Source organism: Sporosarcina sp. P32b (genome assembly GCF_002743335.1).
Taxonomy (GTDB): domain Bacteria; phylum Bacillota; class Bacilli; order Bacillales_A; family Planococcaceae; genus Sporosarcina.
In genome coordinates, this window is the sequence record NZ_PDZB01000003.1 from 224,759 (window position 1) to 248,031 (window position 23,273).

Sequence of the window (23,273 nt, forward strand, 5' to 3'; positions counted from 1 at the left end):
ATTGAAGAGCATGTTAAACTCTATTACGGTGAGGAATACGAGCTGCAGTAAATTCTGCTTCTTAATTAGGAGCGACTGTAACGATTTTTTTCTGTAATCCAGTGAAATGAATTTCATTCGTCAGGTAAAAAGACTGATTTTACAGGCTGTATTCGCATATAACTAATGTAAAAGAGGGGAAGGGATTCAATGCAAGAAATGGTATCGAAGTGCAGATCTGAAGTAGAAGGTATTTATAATAAATTCGATGCGAGCCATGATCTCGACCATATAGATCGTGTAATGAAAAATGCTGAGAAAATTTTAGCGACTGAGCCGGGTGCTGATGAATTAGTCGTTCGTTTAGCAGTGCTGTTGCATGATGTGGAAGATGCGAAATATGAAGAAATGCATGAAGTAACTACGATAGAGTTGCTTGAAAAAATAGGTGCGACACAACAGATTACAGAAAACGTGATATCTGCGATTGAAAGTGTATCATTCAGTGGCGGCAACGCAAAAGATATTACCTCTATTGAAGGCGCTATTGTCAGAGATGCTGACCGTTTGGATGCGATTGGCGCGGTAGGCATTGCGCGTGCATTTGCGTTTGGTGGCGCGCGCGGCAGGAAACTTTACGATCAGCAAGAAGAAGCTCGAAAGGATATGTCTGTGTCAGAATATCGTAAAAAAGAAACGGCTACGGTTACGCATTTTCACGAGAAGTTATTATTATTGAAAAACTTAATGGTTACACCTAAAGGAACGTGCTTAGCGGAAGAACGTCATGAATTCATGGTGCATTTTCTAAAGCAATTGAAGTTGGAAATTGAGTAATATAGCTCAAGGTAGAGTAAATTCAAATTATAAAACATACAGTCTTGGAAGTCTGGATAATCAGATTTTCAGAGACTGTTTTTTGGATTCATTTTTGTAATATAAAAAAAATATTTATTCCTGTTAATCAATTAAAAATCTCAATAACAAAATTACAGTAAAAGAGAAAAATTGCATTGACTTTACACTCCTACTGTAATTATAATAAGTTAATTCGTATAATTAGACGTAATTATCAGAATGTAAGCGATTTCAAAGAGGGGGAGTAATATGTTGAAAAAATCTATACTGCTTATTAGTTTGATGCTCGTATTTCTATTGATTTTATCTGGTTGCCAACTTAATCAAACGATACCTGAAGGAGAACAGAAAGTTTATAAGTGGCGTATGGTTACCCATCAAATACCAGGAACAGCACGATATGATGGCACGATATTGCCTTTCGTCAAAGCTGTAGAAGAAATGTCAGGTGGACGCTTAGTGATTGAGCCGTTTGGTGCTAATATTTTATTCCCAACTAATGAAACATTTGATATGGTGAAAAATGGTGTTGTTGATTTAGGAGCTGTCTATACAGGTTTCTGGACAGGGAAAGATCCCGTGTTTGCTTTAGGTGGAGGCACAATTCCAGGTGATCCGATTTCTGGATTTGAAGAACATTTCTATCGTTCCGAAAAACTTCAGCCTATTATGGATAAAGCCTATGAAAAGCATGGAATTAATAGCTTAGGAACATTCGATTATGCACCGGAAGAAATCTTGATGTCGCAAGTACCAATCCGTTCGGCTGATGATTTTAAAGGAAAGAATATTCGTGCTGCTGGAGTGGCAAGTCTTTTTTACGGAAAACTCGGTGCGTCAGCTATTTCATTATCCGCACCTGAAATATATACAGGACTGCAACTCGGTACAGTGGACGCCGCAGAATTTAATGATTATCTGGTGAATGGCGAAATGGGATTAGATGAAGTATCGAAATACATTATAGAACCTGCTTTACATGTTGGACCAAGTTCCGATAAAGAGCTGATTGCCAATCCGAAATCTTGGGAGGAGTTGCCGGATGATTTGAAGGCGATTGTGCAGGTGGCAAGAGATAAAGTACGCTATCAATCTGCCATTGCTTATGGCGTGGAAAGTTCAAAGGCAAAGACTGAATGGATGAATAATTCAGATATCGAGTTCATTCAATTACCTGAAGAAGATGTTGAGGAAATGCGTGAAAAAGGATTTGAATTATTAAATGATTATAAAGAGAAAAGTGAAGCAAGTAAAGAATATGTAGAACAATATGCGGATCTGTTGGCTGAACTTGGTTATATTGAACAGGCAAAAAAAATAGGCTATAAAGAATAGGCGGTGGCTACATGATTCGCTTAACAACAATAATAGAAAAAATGTCTTCTATCGCAGGAAGAATAGCGGGTTATTTAATGATTCCACTAACCCTAATAGTCATCTATACCATCATCATGAGACGCTTTTTGCATGATGCACCAGATTGGGGTTTTGAAGTGCCGATTTTCATATATGGTGTATCCATATTACTAGCGGGAGCCGAAGTGCTAAGAGTAAAGGGACACATTGCAGTGGATATTATTCCACGTTTACTGTCTCCTGGTTGGAATAAATTCTTCGGCATATTTGCTATGCTGCTCGTGATATTGGTAGCATCGTTCCTAATCTACCGTGGTTCCCTCATGGCGATTGAATCAACGATGATTATGGAACATTCCTCACATCAGAGTACGTTTAATCCTCAGATATGGTGGTTTAAGTGGTTCATCCCGATCAGCGGGTTGCTGATTTGGTTACAGGCGTGTGTCGAAATCTATAAAATCGCAAAAGGGGGTAGCATAGATGATACTTCTATTTGATTATGCACCGGTTGCGATGTTTGTTTTATTGATGCTACTTCTATTTTTAGGGGTACCGATTGCATTTGCATTATCCACAGTTGGCGTGGTGTTTTCGTTAATGATGTGGGGATTAGATAGTACCAGTCTATTGACTAGTGCTGTTTGGGGGGTGATGAATAATTTCACACTTATTGCAATTCCGTTATTCATTCTAATGTCCGTTTTATTGGAAAAGTCCAATATCATCACAGATTTATATGATGCTGTGTATAAGTGGTCTGGTGCAGTGCGCGGAGGATTAGCAATTGCGACCATTTTAGTAGGTGCAATTATCGGTGCGATTTCAGGGGTAGTTGCTGCGGGAGTAATTGGTCTAGGATTAATTGCGTTACCGCAGATGATGAAGTATAAATACAATGAATCATTAAGCTTAGGATCGATTATGGCAGGGGGGACACTAGGACAACTCATTCCACCAAGTTTAAACATGGTCGTTTATGGCGCCATCACTGGCGTATCGGTGTCTAGTTTATTTGCTGGGGGCTTAGGTGCTGGCTTTATTTTAATAGGATTGTTTATAGCGTATATTTTATTCCGTGCTTATAAAAACAAGGATATGGCTCCCTCGTTGGAAAAGCAAGATCGTGCTACAACACGTGAAAAATTGCTGGCTACGAAGTCTGTCATCCTACCCCTGATTTTAATCGTCATTGTACTTGGATCGATTTTTACTGGCATTGCGACTCCTACTGAAGGAGCGGCAGTTGGTGTTCTGGGTACTTTACTTATCGGCCTATTTACCAAGCGTTTGAACTTGAAAAAGATTAATCTAGCGCTTAAAGAATCTACTAAAATGACCGGAATGGTAGGTTGGATATTGATTGGTGCGGCAGCATTTTCTGCTGTGTTCTCTGGAGTAGGAGGAAATCGTTTTGTATCCGAAATGGCTCAATTAGCACCCGGTGGTAAATGGGGGATTTTAGCTTTCTCCTTGGCGTTTATAATTTTACTAGGAATGTTTCTGGAGACAATGGCGTTGATTATGCTAGCAGCTCCAATAATTTCACCGATTATTGCGAATGCCGGCTTTGATCCTTTGTGGTGGGGAGTCGTCTTCATGGTTGTTCTTCAATTAGCATATTTAACGCCGCCATTCGGATTTGCAATCTTCTATCTAAAAAGTGCGGTGGGCGATAAGGTGAGTATCGAGAAGATTTATCGTGCAACTGTGCCGTTTATCATCATCCAACTTATTGCGACGATTATTTTCGTTTTGTTCCCGACGTTGGCTACTTGGCTTCCTAATTTATTGAGTTCGAAATAATTAGATACTATATAATAAAGAAGACTCTTGATTTACTCAGGAGTCTTCTTTATCATAAGAAATCAATTTCATTTTGATGCTAGAATAGTCTTATAGTATTTTTGAGTAAGGGATGGATGGGAATGAATGCAGAATTAGGAAAAGAGATTCATCGAATTCGAAAGATGAATAAATTGACTTTAAAAGATGTTAGTGTCAAAAGTGGTTTATCCGTCAGCTTTTTGTCCCAAGTAGAACGCGGAATTAGTTCGGTAACTTTTACCTCTTTGCGTAAAATTGCTGAGGCATTAGGAGTTCATATTAATCTATTCTTCGAGGAGCCAATGGAAAAATCACCGATCAAAAAGCGTATTATTAAAAAAACCGCTGATCAGCCTAACTTCACTTTTACAAACCTAGTGGGCGATATGGAGAATCCGTTATTTTTCCCCGCACGTATTGAATTAAGACCTGGAGAATCCCATACACATCCCTACGCCCACCAAGGGCAGGAATTCGTCTATATATTAGAAGGTGAACTTAAAGTGGTCTTGAAGGACTACTCAGACACATTTTATATGAATGAATCTTTTCATATAGATTCGACGCAAGAGCATGTATGGTTTAACGAGACTCGCCAGCCCGTGACATTGCTCGTAGTAAGTGCGAATACAGATATTTCGTCTCGTGAAAATTAGATTGCTAATTCTGAACTCGATAGGATAGAATGAAGTAACTAGCAATCATAATCTATCTGATAGAGAAAAAGGTGACGTCTTGGACAGAAATAATCGATTATTCATCATTACACTCGTTGTCATCGCCTTATTTACATTAGGTGGATTCGCAGTACAAAAAGGATTCATCACTTTCTAATAGCAAAACAAATATTCAGAGCTCTTCGGTCGTAATGGATCGGGAGCTTTTTTATTTGGATTAATTAGTTTAGATTTTAAACAAAACCCAGATATCAACAAGAGATATCTGGGTTTTCGATAGTTATTGGATAAGAATCTTTAATTCATCTGTAGTTAGACCCATATCTTTTAATGTTCTGCCAATCTTAAAATAGTCTGTATTATTATAAGCGGAGGCTATATGGATACAAGACTCTACAATTGGTACACGAATACCGACTGCTTGTGCTAATTCGAAGCAGGGAACGAGTAAGTAAGGTACATCTTCGGTTACATAACGGTTTTTAGAGCTATTTGGTGCGCTGTTGATTTTACCATGTGTTGTAGAGTCACGATTGAAATCGTATACTGATTTATAATTTGAATCATACAGAGCATTCATTGCTTCTAATTCAGTCTTCAATGAAAATCCAAGAGCCGCTCCAACAGCAAGCCGTTCTTGATCCATTTTCGCTGCCGCATTCGCAGTGGCTGGACTACAGCAGTCTCGATAATAGTTAAAATCTCCGTTAAAGTTTTCAAGTAGTCCCATATTTAACGTTGTCAATAATGGATGACCACCAAAGTTGATGTTTTCCAACCCTGCTACTAATGGGTTATCTAGAAAATATACTGGAACTGGAAGGGATTCTGTAATCAGTTGCTTCACTTCATTCGTCGCATTTTCTGACGGAAAAATGCTGACAGATAAAAACTCTTTTAAGCCCATGATAGTTAAAACACCAGGTTCAACAATGCGCGTTGCCCATGGAATACTGATTCCATCCACAAACGTAATATCTTTATTTTTTTGATTGGATTCATTTTTCATACGATTTAAGACTAGTCCGCCGTAGTTACCAGGCATTAAGAAAACGACTTGCCCATTTTGCAAGTGAGGAAGCATTTGCTCAAATAAAAGCTCTTGTGCGAATGAAGGGCAAATCATTACAATCAATTCCGCAAACTCCATCGCTTTCTTAATATCGGTTGTCGCATGCGTGATTTCCTCGAAACCTGGAAACATCATCTCCGCACCATGATCTTCTGGTAGTGCTTTGATCCCGCCTTGTTTATTTACCGCATTGATCTGTGTATCGAATTGAGGGGAATCGTATAGACAAATACTGTGTCCGAGTTTTGATAAATGATAAGCTGCGGTTAAGCCGCCGTTACCTGCACCAATAATTGAAATTTTATTCATATAAAAACCTCCTATAATTTATATAATAGACAAAGTGACTAATACAACAGTGGTAATTAATATAATCCCGAGCACGAATGGAATAATGTGTTTAAGCCAGCGTTCGTACGGAATGTTCGCCAATGTCAAAGCGCCAACTAAAACGGCTTGTGTCGGAGAGAACAAATTCATTGTTTCTGCACCAGCTTGCATGGCGGTTACAATATAGGCCCGGTCAACTCCTGCGAAGTCTGCGAGAGGGGCCAGTATAGGAATCGTCGCTGTGGCTAGTCCGGATGAAGATGGGATTAGGAACGCTAACGGTATATACAAGAGATAGGCAAGCGGTGCAATAATAGAGCTGCTGACATTTGCCAATAGATGTTCCCCGAAATTCAGGATCGTCCCAATGATCATTCCGTTTGTCATAATGACAGAAATACCTTTTGCCACTGCAAGAATGAGTGCAACACTGATTAAATCTTTTGCTCCATTAAGGAACAATCTAACTATTTCATCTTCTTTATATGAATACATCTTTCCGATAATAATGGAACCTAGGAAGAATAAAACTGTTAATTCCCCAAAACCCCATTCCCCGAGCGGACTAATATGTCCTAATACCACACCGAGTATAGGTGTTTGTTGGATGTTGTCATGCAAAGTATTGAATAATGAAATCCCGAACTTATCCTGCCAGGGGATTAGAGCAACAACCATAATGAGGAAGAAGCTACTGAATACTGCGAGTACCGCTTTTCTTCTTCCCGTAAGATCGGCCACATCATTCGGATCGATTTTTTTAAAAGGCTGTTCTACTTTACTTTTGATATCAAAGACAATTGATTTTTCGGGATACATCTTCACTTTTGCTGCGTACCGCATCACAAAGGTAATGCCGAATGCAAGGAACAATGAAAAAAGTAATAAACGGTGAAATATTCCGTCCCCTATAGAAATACCTGCCAGGTTAGATGCGATTCCAACAGAAAACGGATTTGTAATTCCACCCGCCACACCAATCCCGGCACCTAAGAAAATTACCATGACGGCTGTAACGACATCGTAACCGGCTAATAGAAGAATCGGGACTACAATGGGATAGAACGCAATCGTTTCTTCCGCCATCCCATACGTAGCACCACCGATGGCACAGATAGTCATTAAAATAGGAATCATTAATTTTTCGCGACCTTTTAATGAAAACACTACTTTAGATAGACCTGCATCGATTGCTTTCGTTTCAAATACAATACCTAAACATCCACCCAGAACGAGAACGAAAATAATAATATCAATTGCATCAAAGAATCCGTTAATCGGAGCGGAGAATACGTCCCACAAACCTTGGGGATTCGATTCGACTTGTTCATATGTACCGACAATGGGTGTCCCATCTTCATTGTAAGAATATTCTCCAGCGGGTATGATAAACGTCAGGAATGCAATCCCTACTGTAATAATAAGCAATGTAGTAAAGGCGGTTGGCAATTTGAACTTCTTCTTTTCCATAGGAAACCTCCATGTATCTTATTTTTGTATGCGCTTACTTTTAAAATGCATCAAGTTAGCTATTTCTTATGATAGAGAGGGAATGTGTCTACATTTTCATATAAATGTATTCGTTTATGTTTGAAATGTGTTTGATTGTGTCACGGATTAGAACGGCTCTACATTCGTATAGAAGGATTGTATACTTTAAGTACTACATATAATGAGGGAAGTGAGCGAGATGAAAACGATTTGTCTTGTTGAAGATGAACAGGATCTACTTCAGGTACTTTCAATTTATTTAGAGAAAAATGGCTGGAATGTGGTGAAATGCGGTGATCTACACGAAGCTTTTGGTCAATTACATGTCCAGATAGATTGTTGGGTAGTAGATATCATGCTCCCGGATGGTAGTGGATTTGAATTGTTGAAAGAGATCAAAAAGCTCGAGGTTAATACCCCAGTCATTTTGATTTCCGCAAGAGGTGAAAGTATAGATCGAGTTATTGGTTTTGAAATTGGGTGTGATGACTACATTACGAAACCTTTTTTGCCGGCGGAATTAGTTCTTCGCGTAAAGAAAATTCTACAAGTTACAGCTATGCAAAATCATACTGATTTTAAAGTAGTAGGTCCTTATAAAATAGACAAGAATCGAAGGTTAATTTTAATGGGAGATCAGGAGTTAGATGTGACGAGTCGGGAATTTGATATTATACAATTCTTTATAAAACATAATCGAGCCGCAATCCCTAGGGAATTATTGTTGCAACAAATTTGGGGGGAGGATTATTTTGGTAGTGAACGTGTTGTCGATAATTACATCAAAAGAATCCGTCAGAAAATGCCGCTATTTCATATAGAAACTATCTATGGTTTTGGATATAGGTGCAATGTATGAAAAAACGTCAGACATGGCTTGCGTCGAAAATCACTATTTTAATGGCTGTTTTCATTACGCTTATGAGTATTGCAAGTGTCGCAATCGTTTACTTTTGGTCGTACTATTATTTCGGGAAGATATTTGAAGATCGTATTATTGATGAATATACGTATGAAAAGAACGACGAACGAGGCGTCTATAATGAGTGGATTTTAGGTGTAACAGCGCACAGTATCGATATAGTCGAAGCTATTCATGGTCAGCCTACAGCGGAGTATATCATGGATCATGCGGTTGAGCAGATGGAGGAAAGCGAAGTGTACCGTGAAAAAGTTGAAGGTAAATACTTGTTATACAAAATCGATTTGGATTATGAAAATGGAGAAAAGGTATATAAGTATTCTGTTGTTAAAGATATTTACCGTGAAATTCTACCTAAAATGTTATTGTGGTTTTTGGCTATTACCGCATTCATCTTTATTCTGTCTGTACTACTCACACGAATGATCACGAACAAGCTCTATTATAATATTCATGAATTGAAGCGGTATATTATGCAGACTGACACGCAAAGCTGGGACACGGAACTGGTATTGGAAACAGAAGATGCCGATATTCAAGAATTGGCTTCATCATTTTCCTCTATGAAATACAATCTAAAACAGAAGGATTTGGCACAGCAGTCCATGTTGAGGTATATTTCCCATGAACTAAAGACACCGATTATGATTATATCCAGTTATGCCGAGTCTGCAAGAGACGGAATTTATCCGAAGGGAACTATAGACGAAACACTAGAAACCATTACCAAGCAAACGGCTAGGATTGAAAATAGAGTAGAGGATTTATTATTCATTGCGAAGTCAAATGCTGAGGACCTTCAGAATGGTCAAGATATCCAGCTTGTTCAATTGGATGAACTGATTGAACAGGTCGCCCAAGATCTAAACGTATATGCATCCGGTTTAACGGTCGACTTGCAACTTGCTAAGCAGTTGACAGTGATTGGTTATCAGCATGAAATAGAAATTCTAATCGAAAATATGCTGAACAACCAAATGAAATATGCAAAATCTCTACTGATGATCCGTTGTGTAAAGGAAGATGGTAAAGCTGTGCTTTATTTTCATAACGATGGACAAGCTATTGACTCTTCGCTTAAAGATGAACTATTTACTCCGTTTACAAAAGGCAAGACCGGAGCGCATGGTCTAGGTCTCTCAATTGTTAAAGAGATTGCAGAGAAGCATCAAGGATCGATCGAGTTGTTGAAGAAGTCAAGTGGAGTCACATTTAAAATTATTATAAGAAATTGCATATGAAGTTGTAGAAAAGAGCTGATGGTTTATGTACAGCTCTTTTCTGCATTTTACTAAATTTATCTCTTTCAATCTACTCATCTACTAATGTTAGATAAGCCGCCAGCGTCGTAATCGCTTGACCGAACAAGGCAATAGATTCACCGAGCAATGCTAATTTCGCGATTTGTTTTTCACTCTCACGCATAGGAACCCCTTCTAAGTCATTTAATGGAGTTATAATGAAGTCTTTATTCTCGTTCTAGTGTGTAAACAAACAAAAAAGAGGTCTAACTAGGTTGGAGTTTTGCATAGAAATGATAATACTGTAAAAAGGAGAGTGTTCTATATGTACAACGAACAAGAAACACGAACGATTACTGTATTTGGTGAAGGCGCAGTGAAGGTCTCGCCTACTACGGTTCATATTGTATTATCTGTTACATCAAGAGGAGCGGAACTCGAGGAGATCCAGCAAGAAAATGCTAGACGTATGAATCAAGTGGTACAGTCGCTTCAAAAAGCGGGAATTTCGGAATCGTCTATTCAAACGATTGATTTTCAAATTCGTCCAGTCTATGAATATGTTAATGGGGAACAGCGCTTTCAAGGTTATGAAGTGATTAATTCTATCCGCATTACAAGTAACGAACTTTCACGAACAGGTGAACTCGTCGATCTTGCGGTCAAAAACGGTGCGAATCAAATCGGCTCAATTGAATTCACGATGCCCGATCAAGATGAACAATATCAGCAAGCCTTGATACTAGCCTTGCAAGATGCAGAAACGAAAATGATTACGATTGGGACTTCGTTGAAACTACAGAATCGACCTATTCCTTTGAAGATTGAAGAACAGCATACATCTCAACCGGTAGCGTTCCGCGCAATGGCCTTAGCAGATACCAGCAGAACACCAATTGAGTCTGGAACGATTACAATCAGCGCAAGTTTGCAAGTGAAGTATCAAATCATTTAATTGTATAGTTTAGTATATCAATTGGTAGTCGGCTACTATGATGAGAAGGCTTTCAGTGCGAGTTATACGAAAATATAAAGGGTTCGATGTATAAACATACCCAATTCATCATTGAAACGGATCGAGTAGCAGGTAGTCATACTGATGGGAAAACTTAGAGAAACTACTGTGCGGCCAAACATTTTCGAAGTGGATCAACCGAAGTGGTATGTAGTGAATAAATCGTTAGTGTAATTGCTTAATGTCATTCTTAGCGTCAAGGTGGAATCGGTTTAGAGTGCTGTGCTATAGTGAAAGTAACAAAGCAGGCAGGTGAGTACAGTGCAAAAGAAGCGTAGACAAGTCATTAGAAAAGGGAATGTAGTCATCTTTCCTGGAACACTTGAACGTCTTCATCGAGAAGGTAGACAGGCAATGGAGCGTGATCTTCATGAAGAAGCGGTCCAGAATTTCGAATCTGTATTGGAAATTGACCCCGAAGACTACACAGTTTTCGATGGTCTTGCCATTTCTTTATATGAAATGAAAGAGTATGGACGAGCGAAAGAATTCGCCCTTTTAGCTATGCAAAACCAAGCGGGCGATTACATAGAATTACTGGAGCTTTATCTTTCAATTTCAATCCAATTACAACAATACGATGAGGTAGAGCTGACGATACAAGGTTTGTTAGAGAAAGAGATCATTCCGGAACATAGCTTGCAGAAGTTTCAATACTTGCGGGAATTGAATAGTCGATTATCCGATCGTTATGAAGAACCTTCTATAGAGGAGCCTTCTATTACAAGCGAGCAATTTCAACAGATGGGATCGATGGAGCAACAGGAATTCTTATTATCGTTACAACATCAGAAATTACAGCCGTATATTCCGTTGCTGGTAGATGTAATTGAAACAGAGGATATGTTACCAGTAGTCAAGACGTATGCATTAATGTTATTGCAACAAACGGGATATCAAGAATCTTTAGCTGTTCGAAAATATCACTTTGAGACTGAAGCCAATCCATCGAGACTCGTGTCACCTGAAGAAGATCAATTTATCGGGGAAGTACAGTTTCTTGCGAAAGCACAATTCGAGAAAGATCCAACAGCTAGTGAACTGGTTGTTAATCTGATTCTTAAGTACAGTGTCTTGCTGTTTCCGTTCCACTGGGGACCTTATACAGCGGAAGAGGTGGCGGGCGCTTACGTCGCATATACAAAGCAGTTATTGTATGGCAAGGAGACAGAGGAAACGTCATTGCTGTCGTTCATACGTTCGGTGGATGAAGAAATGGAAAGCTGACAGTGATTAATTCTTGAAAGATGAATAGACTATGTTATACTAAAATGGTTGTCAACTGCTTATCTGTCATCAGCAACGTTGTCGCTTCTTACAGGCGAAACAAAATGAGCTGATTCAGGTAAAGCCTTCAAAGAGTGTCGAAGATTTTTTAGGATGTACAGAAAAAATTCAGATACAATCATGCGAAGGTATAATTGATTAAAATAAAAATAAAAGTATTGCAAATGATTTGGAGGTCATACATATGACAGTTAAATGGGAAAAATTAGAAGGTAGCGAAGGGAAACTTACGTTTGAAGTTTCTGTAGATCGTTTCAACGAAGCGTTGGATGAAGCGTTCAAAAAAGTAGTAAAGAAAGTACAGGCACCAGGTTTCCGTAAAGGGAAAATGCCACGCAAAATGTTCAATAAAATGTACGGTGAAGAATCACTTTACAACGATGCTATCGATATCGTACTACCTGGAGCATACTCTGCTGCAGTAGATGAAGCGGACGTAGATCCAATCGCAGCTCCTGAAATCGACATCGAAAAGCTAGAAAAAGGCGAACCAGTTGTCTTCACTGCAATCGTAGCGCTTAAGCCTGAAGTAAAGCTTGGAGAATACAAAGGTCTTGAAGTAACTCGTCAAGCAGTTGAAGTAACAGACGAAGAGGTAGACGCACAACTTGAACAACGTGCTGAAGCACTAGCAGAAATGGTAGTCAAAGAAGACGGCGTTGTTGAAAATGGCGATACAGCTACAATCGATTTCGAAGGATTCGCTGATGGCGAAGCATTCGAAGGTGGACAGTCAGATAACTATGAACTTGAAGTAGGTTCTGGTTCATTTATTCCAGGATTTGAAGAGCAAGTAGTGGGCATGAAAACAGGAGAAGAAAAAGAAGTTGAAATCACTTTCCCTGAAGAATATCACGCTGCTGAATTAGCTGGAAAGCCTGCTACATTCAAAGTGAAAGTTAACGAAATCAAGTCTAAAGAAGTTCCTGAACTTGATGATGAGTTAGCAAAAGAAATCGACGAGAGTGTATCTTCAGTAGAAGAGCTACGCACGAAGTTGAAAGAAGAAGCTGAAGAAGTGAAAAAGAATGATTCTGAAACGGCTCTTCGTGACGATTTAGTAGAACAAGCTGCAAGCAACGCTGAAATGGAAATTCCACAAGCGATGATCGATTCAGAAACGGATCGTATGATGCAGGACTTCGAACAACGTCTACAAATGCAAGGCATGAACTTGGATCTTTACTTCCAGTTCTCTGGTCAAGACGAGCAAACACTTCGCGACCAAATGAAAGACGATGCACTAAGCCGCGTACGTGTTTCATTAACACTTGAAGCAATTGGTGCTGCTGAAGAAGTAGAAGTTCCTGAAGAAGAAGTAAATGCTGAACTTGAAAAAATGTCAGAGCAATTCGGTATGGACGTTGAGCAAATCAAGACTACTCTTGGTGGCACATCTGTACTTGAAAACGATCTTCGTTTCAATAAAACAGTACAACTACTTGTTGACAGTGCAAAAATCATCGACTAATCTTTTTATATGAACGTAACAAGGTACGGTTTGTCCGTACCTTGTTTTTCTTAAATAATAGAACTTCATGTATAGACTTTCGGAAACTCCATAAGCTAGATCATAAATAACGATACATATCCGGCTGGTTGTTATCGGTCATTAAGTTCTAAATAGTTGATTAAGTCATGGTAATCTTGTAGTATATTCACTTGAATAGGGGTGAGCATAATGTTCAAATTTAATGATGAAAACGATAACCTGAGCTGTTCTTTTTGCGGGAAATCTCAAGAGCAAGTCCGCAAACTAGTAGCAGGTCAAGGTGTTTATATTTGTGATGAATGCGTTGAACTTTGTGCGGAAATCGTGGAAGAGGAAGTCGGTCTTGAAGAAGGCTTCGAGCTAAAAGACGTTCCAAAACCAAGAGAAATCCAAGGTATCCTCGATGATTATATCATCGGGCAAGATCGCGCAAAGAAATCACTCGCAGTAGCGGTATACAATCATTACAAACGGGTAAATTCAGGCAGTAAAATTGATGAAGTCGAGCTGGCTAAATCCAATATCGTCTTAATCGGCCCAACTGGTAGCGGTAAAACATTACTCGCGCAAACGTTGGCTCGTATTTTGGATGTACCATTCGCGATTGCAGATGCGACTTCATTAACTGAAGCGGGCTACGTTGGGGAAGACGTAGAGAATATTCTCTTGAAATTGATTCAAGCAGCGGACTTCGATATCGATAAAGCTGAAAAGGGAATCATTTACATTGATGAAATCGACAAAGTGGCTCGTAAATCTGAGAACGCGTCGATTACTCGTGATGTATCCGGTGAAGGTGTGCAACAAGCCTTGCTGAAAATTCTTGAAGGAACGGTTGCGAGCGTACCACCACAAGGCGGTCGTAAGCATCCTCATCAAGAATTCCTGCAAATCGATACAACGAATATCTTATTCGTTGTAGGTGGAGCATTTGACGGCATCGAAGATATCGTTAAACGCCGTATCGGACGTAAAGTCATCGGTTTCGGTTCTGAATCCAAGCAAGAAATCAATGAAGAAGAGAGCTTATTGTCTAAGTTGATTCCTGAGGATCTTCAGTCATACGGTTTAATTCCAGAATTCATCGGTCGTTTGCCGGTTATCGCAACACTCGATACATTAGATGCAGATACATTGTATCAAATTCTAACTGAGCCGAAAAATGCGATCGTCAAACAATACCAGAAGATGGTTGAACTGGATGATGTAGAACTTCAATTTGAAGATGATGCATTAATTGAAATCGCGAAAGAAGCGATTGCTCGTAAGACGGGTGCACGTGGACTTCGTTCGATTATCGAGAACATTATGTTAGATGTAATGTACGATCTTCCTTCACTTGAAGAAGTGAAAAAGTGTATCATTACGAAGGACTCTGTTCTTGGTAAGTCTACTCCGATCTTGTATAGAGAAGACGGATCTGTATACGAATCAGATAACGAAAAAAATACCGCATAACGCCGAAAAGGCAAAAAGGCCGGCTCCACCGATGCGTATCCTATACGTTCGGCAGTCGGCTTTTTGTTACATAAGATTTCATTTGAGCACTACACATACATAGACATAATTTATTTGGAGGTGGCTTATCATGCCGACGATTCAAAAACAGAACATCCCATTATTGCCACTTCGCGGAGTGATTGTTTATCCGACGATGCTTTTACATATTGATGTTGGCCGAGAACGCTCAATTTTCGCGATTGAACATTCATTGGCAGGTGATCATCAGGTTTTCCTTGCGACCCAAAAAGATTTAAGTTTAGAAAACCCGGAAAAAGATGATTTACATGAAATAGGTACTCTGGCGAACATCAAATCCATGACTCAATTACCGAATGGTACGTATCGCGTATTAATCGAGGGCATACATAGAGCAAAGTGGAGCAGTTATCAGGAAGCTGATCTATATCCAGTTGTCAATGTTACATGTTACGAAGAGAGCGATGAAAAAGACGCGGAAGCAGAAGCATTGATGCGTTCACTTGTAGCTCAGTTCAAACGATATGCGAAGAATAGCAAACGTATTTCCGACGAAACACTGGAGACAGTTGAAAGCATTCAAGAACCGGGTAGATTAGCTGACATGATCGCATCGAACTTACCATTAAAATTAACAGCTAAACAAGAAGTGCTTGAAATTCTGGATGTACCTGAGCGTTTGGAATGGCTAATCAGTAGAATGTACAATGAACAGGAAATCATGGAGCTTGAACAAAAAATTAATGAACGTGTAAAAGAAGCAATGGAACGCACGCAAAAAGAGTTTTACTTACGTGAACAGTTAAAAGCAATTCAAACCGAACTAGGCGATAAAGATGGTAAAGGTCTCGAAGTGTCTGAGCTGAAGAAAAAAATTGAGGAAGCTAATATGCCACAATCAGTTAGAGAGACTGCTGAGCGTGAATTGGAACGGTATGAAAAAATTCCTTCCGTTTCAGCTGAAAGTGGTATCATTCGCAATTACATCGAGTGGCTCATTATGCTGCCATGGACGCATGCGACAGAAGACCAGTTAGATTTGTCTCGTTCAGAAGAGATATTGAACCGTGACCATGAAGGTTTAGAAAACGTTAAAGAACGAATTTTAGAGTATCTCGCTGTGCGTCAGATGACAAATTCTCTGCGTGGACCAATTCTATGCCTAGATGGTCCTCCAGGAGTCGGAAAAACTTCGTTAGCTCGTTCTATCGCTGAGTCTTTAGGACGTGAATTTGTTCGTCTGTCACTAGGTGGTGTTCGTGATGAATCTGAAATCCGTGGTCATCGTCGGACGTATGTAGGCGCGATGCCTGGGCGTATTATTCAAAGTATGAAAAAGGCAGGCACTATCAATCCGGTCTTCCTACTTGATGAAATTGATAAAATGTCGAATGATTTCCGAGGAGATCCGTCGTCTGCTATGCTGGAAGTACTGGATCCTGAACAAAACAGCAATTTCAGTGATCATTATATAGAAGAGCCGTATGATCTTTCGAGTGTATTATTCATTGCAACTTCGAATGATTTAGGGTCTATTCCTGGGCCGTTGCGTGATCGTATGGAAATTATTTCGATTCCTGGTTATACAGAACAGGAAAAACAATCGATTGCTATTAATCATTTGATTCCGAAACAGATGAAGGAACATGGCCTGAAGAAATCACAACTACGTTTCCAGGATGAAGCAGTACTGGAAGTCGTACGATACTATACACGTGAAGCTGGAGTGCGCTCACTTGAGCGAGAAATCGCCAGCATTTGTCGTAAAGCTGCGCGTCAAATTTTGGCGGGCGATAAGAAAAGCCTGACAGTCAGTCCGAAGTCTTTAGAAGCCTTACTTGGTAAAAAGCGTTTCCGGTTTGGACAGGCAGAAACGGTTAATCAAGTAGGGATGGCCACTGGACTTGCTTATACGTCAGTCGGTGGAGATACATTGCAAATTGAGGTTTCATTATCTCCAGGTAAAGGTAAGTTATTGCTAACAGGTAAACTTGGGGATGTCATGAAGGAATCAGCACAAACGGCATTATCCTATGTGCGTTCTAAAGCCATGACATTTAATATAGATCCTGATTTTCATGAAAAGTGGGATATTCATATTCACGTTCCGGAAGGCGCTACACCTAAAGACGGACCTTCCGCCGGTATAACGATCGTAACGGCACTAGTATCCGCATTGACGGAACGTCCGATACGCCGTGAAGTTGGTATGACAGGAGAAGTGACCTTACGTGGGCGTGTGTTGCCAATTGGTGGACTGAAACAAAAAACGCTTAGTGCTCACCGTGCAGGATTGCGCACGATCATCATCCCGTCAGATAACGAACGTGATTTGGATGATATTCCAGATAGTGTAAGAAAAGAATTAACATTTAAACTCGTGTCGGATGCTCATGAAGTACTCGATATCGCTTTGGAGGAAAAGAAATGAAAGTCCATAACGTTGAAATGATTATGAGTGCGGTTAGACCTGAACAATATCCAACAGAAGGTTATCCTGAATTTGCGTTAGCCGGTCGTTCGAATGTAGGGAAATCTTCCTTCATTAATAAAATGATTGGACGCAAAAGCTTGGCTCGTACATCTTCAAAACCAGGGAAGACCCAAACGCTCAATTTCTATAAAATTGAGGAAAAATTATTTTTCGTAGACGTACCAGGGTATGGCTATGCGAAAGTGTCGAAAACAGAAAAAGAAAAATGGGGCGGTATGATCGAACAATACATTACATCACGCGAAGAATTGCGTGCGGTAGTGCAGATTGTCGATTTACGTCATCCACCGACAAAAGACGACTGCATGATGCACGATTTCCTTTCTCATTATAATATCCCGACAATTGTCGTTGCGACAAAAGCGGATAAAATACCTAAAGGTAAATGGGAAAAGCATAAGAAAGTCGTTCGCACAACATTTAACATGGAAATACATGAGCCGCTCATACTGTTTTCATCTGAAAAGGGAATGGGTATGGATGAAGCATGGCGTGAAATTGAAAGCCGCATGTAAATAACGTGTGATTTTTGATGGAATTGCTACATTATGACTTCAAACGATGTTCACAATTTGCATTCCGACTAAAGCGCTATGTATGTTATAATGAATGTAAGAAAAAGATTCCGAAAGGTGTGAGCACCTAATGTATACAGTCGTTGTCGGTGTTAACCACCGAACCGCCCCTGTCGAAATTAGAGAGAAGCTGTCATTCGTCGAGGCTGATTTACCACAAGCGATGCAAACATTGCAACAGCAAAAGAGCATCTTGGAAAACATCATTATTTCTACTTGTAACCGCACCGAGATTTACGCGGTGGTGGATCAGATTCATACTGGACGATATTATATAAAAAAATTCCTTGCTGATTGGTTTTCTATTCCTATGGAGGAATTCTCCAGTCATTTGATTATTCATGAAGAAGATGGTGCAGTGGAACATTTATTACGTGTAACTGCAGGCATTGATTCCATGGTACTTGGTGAAACGCAAATTTTAGGACAAGTTCGCAGTAGTTTTTTTGCTGCACAAAATATTGGTACAACAGGTACCGTATTCAATGAATTGTTTAAACAAGCGATTACGACAGCAAAAAGAGCGCATACGGACACTGCAATTGGAGAAAATGCCGTGTCAGTTTCCTATGCAGCAGTAGAACTTGGGAGAAAGATTTTCGGTTCTCTCAAGGATAAGCATATTGCCATTCTTGGAGCCGGTACGATGGGTGAATTAGCAGTCAAGAACTTGCAAGGAAGCGGTGTTGGGAAGATTACTGTGATCAACCGGACATTCTCTAAGGCAGAAATTCTAGCGGCGAAATTTAATGGTGAAGCGAAATCTATGCAAGAGTTGCAGTGTTTGTTACTCGAAGCAGATATATTGATCAGTTCAACAGGAGCTACTGAATATGTCATCGATTATGAATTGATGGATTTTGTAGAGAGACTTCGTAAAGGCAAGCCACTATTTATGGTGGATATTGCTGTGCCACGTGACCTCGATCCAAAAATTGGTGAACTGAGTAGTGTATTCTTATATGATATTGATGATTTGCAAGGCATTGTTGAAGCAAACTTAGCTGAGCGTAAGCGTGCAGCTGATGAGATCGGTTTGATGATCGAACAAGAAGTTGTTGCATTTAAAGAATGGTTAACAACACTAGGTGTCGTGCCGATGATTTCTGCTTTGCGTAAAAAGGCAAGTCGTATTCAGAGTGAAACGATGGCTAGCATCGAAAATAAGATGCCTGATTTAACAGAACGTGAAAAGAAAGTTCTGAACAAGCATACAAAGTCGATTATTAATCAATTATTAAAAGAACCTATTTTACAGGCTAAAGAATTATCTACTGATAAAAAAGCAGCAGAGAAACTCGCACTTTTTGAACAAATCTTTGGGATCTCAGAAGATGTTGTAACAGAAAAGGAACAGCTGGCATTACAGGCAAAAGAGCGTCTTCAAAAACGGGCTGATCAAAAATCAGACGTAGTTGATGTGACGAACTTAAATTATCAACACTAATCCCAGGTGGTTCTGTATCTGTCTTTCACAAGAACGATACAGGGCCACTTTTTTATTGCGGTTAAATAAGCAGTAAATGTATAACTGTTCATATCAATAGTAGAAAGATGCTTACTATGGATGCAATTATTTGCAGTAACACCCTCTCATTTGAGACAATGTAGACGAACACTCCTTACTAGCAAAAGAGAGGTTTTCGCTTGAAAGGCAGAGAATAGCATATGGTTGATTTAACCGTCGCAAGACTTCAGGAATTCATGATTGTCCTTTATGCCCTCGGTCTTGTTTTCTACTTTATTGATTACTTGAAGAAGTCAAAAGCTGTCCAACGTATTGCTTTTTGGCTCATCGTTACCGTATGGGTTACACAAACCGCGATTTTATCACTTTATATTATTCAGATGAAACGCTTTCCAGTATTATCGCTAGTTGAAGGAATTTATTTTTATGTATGGTTGCTGGTTACATTATCTATTGTGTTCCAGTTGATTTATAAAGTGAACTTTATGGTGTTTTTCACAAATATCATTGGTTTTGCATTTTTAATGATTCATGTCTTTTCCAATTTGAAATACACAGCGTCCACAGTAGGTGATTCGCTCATTTCAGAAGTACTATTTGTTCACATTACGTCAGCAATCCTCTCGTATGCAGTGTTCGCATTAGCATTTGTTTTTGCGGTATTATATTTGATTGTCTATAACGTATTAAAAAGTAAGAAGTTTGGAAAGCGCTTTTCCAGTCTACCCAATTTACATCAGACGATGACGGGAATGAAAATGTCGATCTATACCGGTATTCCGATTTTATTCGTCAGTCTGTTATTTGGTGTTCAGTGGGCGTATGTAGCGCTTGAAGATTGGTCTCCGTTTGATGTGAAAATTATGGGATCATTTGCAGTATTACTCATCTATTCTTCGGTTATTTATTTCAATTATAAGGGAAAGCTTCAATCAGTGGAGTTTGCCTGGATGACGATATTTGCATTTCTCTTAACGGTCATTAATTTCTTTTTAGGCAGTACGCTGTCACAATTTCATTTATGGATATAAGAAAGGGAGAGTTTTGTGAGAAAAATTATTGTAGGTTCACGCAGAAGTAAACTAGCATTAACTCAAACGAAGTGGTTCATCGAACAAATGAAGCAGGCGGGTGCACCTTTTGAGTTTGAAGTAAAAGAGATTGTGACGAAAGGCGATCAAATCTTGGACGTCATGTTGTCAAAAGTTGGCGGAAAAGGGTTATTTGTAAAAGAAATTCAACAAGCTTTATTTGATAAAGAAATTGATTTTGCCGTACATAGCATGAAAGATATGCCAGCGGTAATTCCTGACGGTTTGACAGTCGGCTGTATTCCTAAACGTGTAGATCCACGTGATGCGTACATCGCAAACGACCATGTGCGTTTCATGGACTTACCGATCGGAGCGGTTGTCGGTACATCCAGTCTTCGTCGCAGTTCACAGTTATTGCTGTTACGTCCGGATATTGAAATTAAGTGGATTCGCGGCAATATTGATACACGCCTACGTAAGCTTCAAGATGGTGAATATGATGCAATTCTTTTAGCGGCAGCAGGACTTAAGCGTATGGGCTGGGATGACAATATCGTCACAGAACACCTATCGCTTGAAGATTGTATTCCAGCAGTAGGACAAGGTGCATTAGCGATTGAATGTCGTGAAGACGATACAGAATTACTAAATGAACTAGCGAAATTAACAGATAAGAATACTTGGATTGAACTACAGGCTGAGCGTACATTCCTTAATGAAATGGATGGTTCTTGCCAAGTGCCAATCGGTGGATTTGCAACGTTTGATGGTAATGAAGTGGAAATGACTGGCTTCATCGCTTCTCCGGATGCAGTTCAAGTGTTCCGTGAAACTGTGAAAGGAACAGATCCTGTTGCAGTCGGTAAAGAAGTCAGTAGAATTTTACGCGACCAAGGTGCTGCTGAAGTAATCGAGAAAGTGAAGGCGGATATGGATGCGTAACGCATTACCGTTAGCAGGAGAAACGGTTATTTTCACCGGAACACCAAAATCTGCGGAAGCTGCCGAACTTGTGAAAAGTTACGGTGGCATTCCGGTTTCGATTCCGCTTATTGAAGTCGGAGAAATACAGAAGAAGGCTGATCAGCAAAAATTGCAACAAGCAATGAAGGCTGATTGGCTCATTTTTACGAGCCAATCGGCAGTTGCTGCGTTCCGCGCTAAGATGTTGCGGTTCAATGTAACGGCTGATACGTTCAACGGAAAAGTTGCCGCGGTCGGAACTCGAACAGCGGCTGCGTTAGATAAACTTGGCTTTGCCGTGTCTTTCATTCCGAGCGTTTTTAGTGCAGATGTTTTCGTCAAACAGTTTAATCCAAAAAAGTCAGAACGATTACATGTAGTCTTTTTGAAAGGCACTCTCGCTGGTAGTTTGATTCGTGAAGAGTTGCCGTTTCATGTATCGGAATGGACAGTCTATGAGACCAAGAGTGCAACGAGTGAAATAGATAAATTGAGTCGTTTTATACTCCATAAAAATCAGGTGTCTGTTTTGTTCGCAAGCCCATCGGCGGTTGAAGTATTCTCTTCACGTATTGCGCCGAAAACAACGTGGTTCGGCTTTACGGTTTGCGCAATTGGACATGTTACGGAACGTGCGTTATTAAAAGTAGGCGCGCCCGTTCACGTCAAACCTGAAACGTATACATTAGTCGAGCTAGTTCATGAGCTGGCCAAACGAAAGGGAGAATTCAAGTGAATCCAATAGAATTTAAGCGTCATCGTAGACTTCGTACACATCCTACCGTTCGAGCGATGGTAAGAGAGACAGAAATTAAAGCAGCGGATTTCATTTATCCTATCTTTGTTACAGAAGGCGAGAACGTACGTAATCCAATTGCTTCTATGCCAGGAGTAGATCAGTTTTCAATTGATTTATTATTGAAAGAAACAGATGAAGTAGTTGAGTTAGGTATTTCTTCTATTATTTTATTTGGTATACCTTCCGAAAAGGATGCAACTGGTTCTGAAGCGTATGACGATGAAGGAATCATTCAGCGTGCAACACGCGCAGTGAAGGAACGTCATCCAGAATTAGTCGTAGTAGCAGATACTTGCCTATGTGAGTACACAGACCACGGTCACTGTGGCGTTATTCATGACAATGATGTAGATAATGATGCAAGTCTCGTATTGCTTGCGAAGACAGCAGTCAGCCAAGCGAAAGCTGGAGCGGATATTATTGCACCATCAAATATGATGGACGGCTTTGTGGCAGTTATTCGTCAAGCGTTAGATGATGCAGGATTCCAAAACATTCCGATCATGTCGTATGCGGTTAAATATGCATCTGCTTATTACGGTCCATTCCGTGAAGCAGCGCAATCTACACCACAATTTGGTGATCGTAAAACGTATCAAATGGATCCAGCAAATCGTATGGAAGCAATGCGTGAAGCAGAATCCGATATTCTTGAAGGCGCGGATTTCTTAATTGTTAAGCCGGCATTGTCTTACCTAGATATCATTCGCGATGTGAAGAATCATGTGCTATTGCCTGTCGTAGCGTATAACGTTAGTGGGGAATACGCAATGGTTAAAGCAGCAGCGTTAAATGGCTGGGTAGACGAGAAGAAAATTGTATTAGAAACGTTAACAAGTATGAAGCGTGCAGGCGCAGATATCATCATGACGTATCATGCAAAAGATGCTGCTCGCTGGTTGGAGGAGAAGTAA

20 protein-coding genes are annotated in these 23,273 nt (G+C 39.9%); 18 read left to right on the forward strand and 2 right to left on the reverse strand.

Annotated features, from left to right (window positions below; all coding sequences use genetic code 11):
• Positions 1 to 189: 189 nt before the first annotated feature.
• The 5 genes from CSV64_RS04175 to CSV64_RS04195 all read left to right on the forward strand — a co-directional run bounded on the left by CSV64_RS04175 (position 190) and on the right by CSV64_RS04195 (position 4,676).
• Positions 190 to 816 carry an HD domain-containing protein gene (locus CSV64_RS04175; RefSeq protein WP_099632933.1) on the forward strand — a complete coding sequence of 209 codons (627 nt, stop codon included), beginning with the start codon at positions 190 to 192 and terminating at the stop codon, positions 814 to 816.
• Between the two features lie 270 nt (positions 817 to 1,086).
• A complete protein-coding gene (gene dctP / locus CSV64_RS04180; RefSeq protein ID WP_099632934.1) occupies positions 1,087 to 2,172 on the forward strand; it encodes a TRAP transporter substrate-binding protein DctP in 1,086 nt (361 codons plus the stop codon).
• An 11-nt stretch (positions 2,173 to 2,183) separates the two neighbouring features.
• The gene (locus CSV64_RS04185; RefSeq protein ID WP_099632935.1) at positions 2,184 to 2,693 is read left to right on the forward strand and encodes a TRAP transporter small permease subunit; all 510 of its coding nucleotides are present in this window, start codon (positions 2,184 to 2,186) and stop codon (positions 2,691 to 2,693) included.
• Positions 2,677 to 3,999, forward strand: a complete 1,323-nt coding sequence (locus CSV64_RS04190; protein ID WP_099632936.1) for a TRAP transporter large permease — start codon at positions 2,677 to 2,679, stop codon at positions 3,997 to 3,999. The genes CSV64_RS04185 and CSV64_RS04190 overlap by 17 nt, the downstream gene beginning before the upstream one ends.
• Before the next feature lie 122 nt (positions 4,000 to 4,121).
• Complete coding sequence (locus tag CSV64_RS04195; protein WP_099632937.1) at positions 4,122 to 4,676, forward strand: helix-turn-helix domain-containing protein; 555 nt, start codon at positions 4,122 to 4,124, stop codon at positions 4,674 to 4,676.
• A gap of 301 nt (positions 4,677 to 4,977) precedes the next feature.
• On the opposite strand, the gene CSV64_RS04200 is transcribed toward CSV64_RS04195, so the two are convergent.
• Both CSV64_RS04200 and CSV64_RS04205 read right to left on the reverse strand, forming a co-directional pair.
• Positions 4,978 to 6,078 (reverse strand): NAD/NADP-dependent octopine/nopaline dehydrogenase family protein, encoded by a 1,101-nt coding sequence (locus CSV64_RS04200; RefSeq protein WP_099632938.1) that lies wholly within the window; start codon positions 6,076 to 6,078, stop codon positions 4,978 to 4,980.
• A gap of 18 nt (positions 6,079 to 6,096) precedes the next feature.
• Positions 6,097 to 7,569, reverse strand: coding sequence for a YfcC family protein (locus CSV64_RS04205; protein WP_099632939.1), 1,473 nt, complete (start codon positions 7,567 to 7,569; stop codon positions 6,097 to 6,099).
• A gap of 220 nt (positions 7,570 to 7,789) precedes the next feature.
• On the opposite strand from CSV64_RS04205, the gene CSV64_RS04210 reads away from it, so the two are divergent.
• The 13 genes from CSV64_RS04210 (at position 7,790) to hemB (ending at position 23,273) form a co-directional block, all read left to right on the forward strand.
• A complete protein-coding gene (locus tag CSV64_RS04210; RefSeq protein WP_158232977.1) occupies positions 7,790 to 8,449 on the forward strand; it encodes a response regulator transcription factor in 660 nt (219 codons plus the stop codon).
• Positions 8,446 to 9,753, forward strand: coding sequence for a sensor histidine kinase (locus CSV64_RS04215; RefSeq protein WP_099632941.1), 1,308 nt, complete (start codon positions 8,446 to 8,448; stop codon positions 9,751 to 9,753). The genes CSV64_RS04210 and CSV64_RS04215 overlap by 4 nt, the downstream gene beginning before the upstream one ends.
• Before the next feature lie 325 nt (positions 9,754 to 10,078).
• On the forward strand, positions 10,079 to 10,708 hold the full coding sequence (locus CSV64_RS04220) for an SIMPL domain-containing protein (RefSeq protein ID WP_099632942.1): 630 nt from the start codon (positions 10,079 to 10,081) through the stop codon (positions 10,706 to 10,708).
• Between the two features lie 321 nt (positions 10,709 to 11,029).
• Complete coding sequence (locus CSV64_RS04225; RefSeq protein ID WP_099632943.1) at positions 11,030 to 11,995, forward strand: tetratricopeptide repeat protein; 966 nt, start codon at positions 11,030 to 11,032, stop codon at positions 11,993 to 11,995.
• 244 nt (positions 11,996 to 12,239) lie between these two features.
• On the forward strand, positions 12,240 to 13,526 hold the full coding sequence (gene tig, locus CSV64_RS04230; RefSeq protein ID WP_099632944.1) for a trigger factor: 1,287 nt from the start codon (positions 12,240 to 12,242) through the stop codon (positions 13,524 to 13,526).
• Between the two features lie 210 nt (positions 13,527 to 13,736).
• Positions 13,737 to 15,005, forward strand: a complete 1,269-nt coding sequence (clpX, locus tag CSV64_RS04235) for an ATP-dependent protease ATP-binding subunit ClpX (protein ID WP_099632945.1) — start codon at positions 13,737 to 13,739, stop codon at positions 15,003 to 15,005.
• A 130-nt stretch (positions 15,006 to 15,135) separates the two neighbouring features.
• Positions 15,136 to 17,457, forward strand: coding sequence for an endopeptidase La (gene lon, locus CSV64_RS04240; RefSeq protein ID WP_099632946.1), 2,322 nt, complete (start codon positions 15,136 to 15,138; stop codon positions 17,455 to 17,457).
• Positions 17,454 to 18,035: a ribosome biogenesis GTP-binding protein YihA/YsxC gene (gene yihA / locus CSV64_RS04245; RefSeq protein WP_085131065.1), complete on the forward strand. Its 582-nt coding sequence runs from the start codon at positions 17,454 to 17,456 to the stop codon at positions 18,033 to 18,035. The genes lon and yihA overlap by 4 nt, the downstream gene beginning before the upstream one ends.
• A gap of 130 nt (positions 18,036 to 18,165) precedes the next feature.
• Positions 18,166 to 19,542: a glutamyl-tRNA reductase gene (gene hemA, locus CSV64_RS04250; protein ID WP_099632947.1), complete on the forward strand. Its 1,377-nt coding sequence runs from the start codon at positions 18,166 to 18,168 to the stop codon at positions 19,540 to 19,542.
• 221 nt (positions 19,543 to 19,763) lie between these two features.
• A complete protein-coding gene (gene ccsA / locus CSV64_RS04255; RefSeq protein WP_099632948.1) occupies positions 19,764 to 20,594 on the forward strand; it encodes a cytochrome c biogenesis protein CcsA in 831 nt (276 codons plus the stop codon).
• A gap of 15 nt (positions 20,595 to 20,609) precedes the next feature.
• Positions 20,610 to 21,539: a hydroxymethylbilane synthase gene (gene hemC / locus CSV64_RS04260; RefSeq protein WP_099632949.1), complete on the forward strand. Its 930-nt coding sequence runs from the start codon at positions 20,610 to 20,612 to the stop codon at positions 21,537 to 21,539.
• Entirely contained in the window at positions 21,532 to 22,296 is a 765-nt protein-coding gene (locus CSV64_RS04265; protein ID WP_099632950.1) for a uroporphyrinogen-III synthase, read from the forward strand. Before hemC ends, CSV64_RS04265 begins: the two co-directional genes overlap by 8 nt.
• The gene (hemB, locus tag CSV64_RS04270) at positions 22,293 to 23,273 is read left to right on the forward strand and encodes a porphobilinogen synthase (protein ID WP_099632951.1); all 981 of its coding nucleotides are present in this window, start codon (positions 22,293 to 22,295) and stop codon (positions 23,271 to 23,273) included. The genes CSV64_RS04265 and hemB overlap by 4 nt, the downstream gene beginning before the upstream one ends.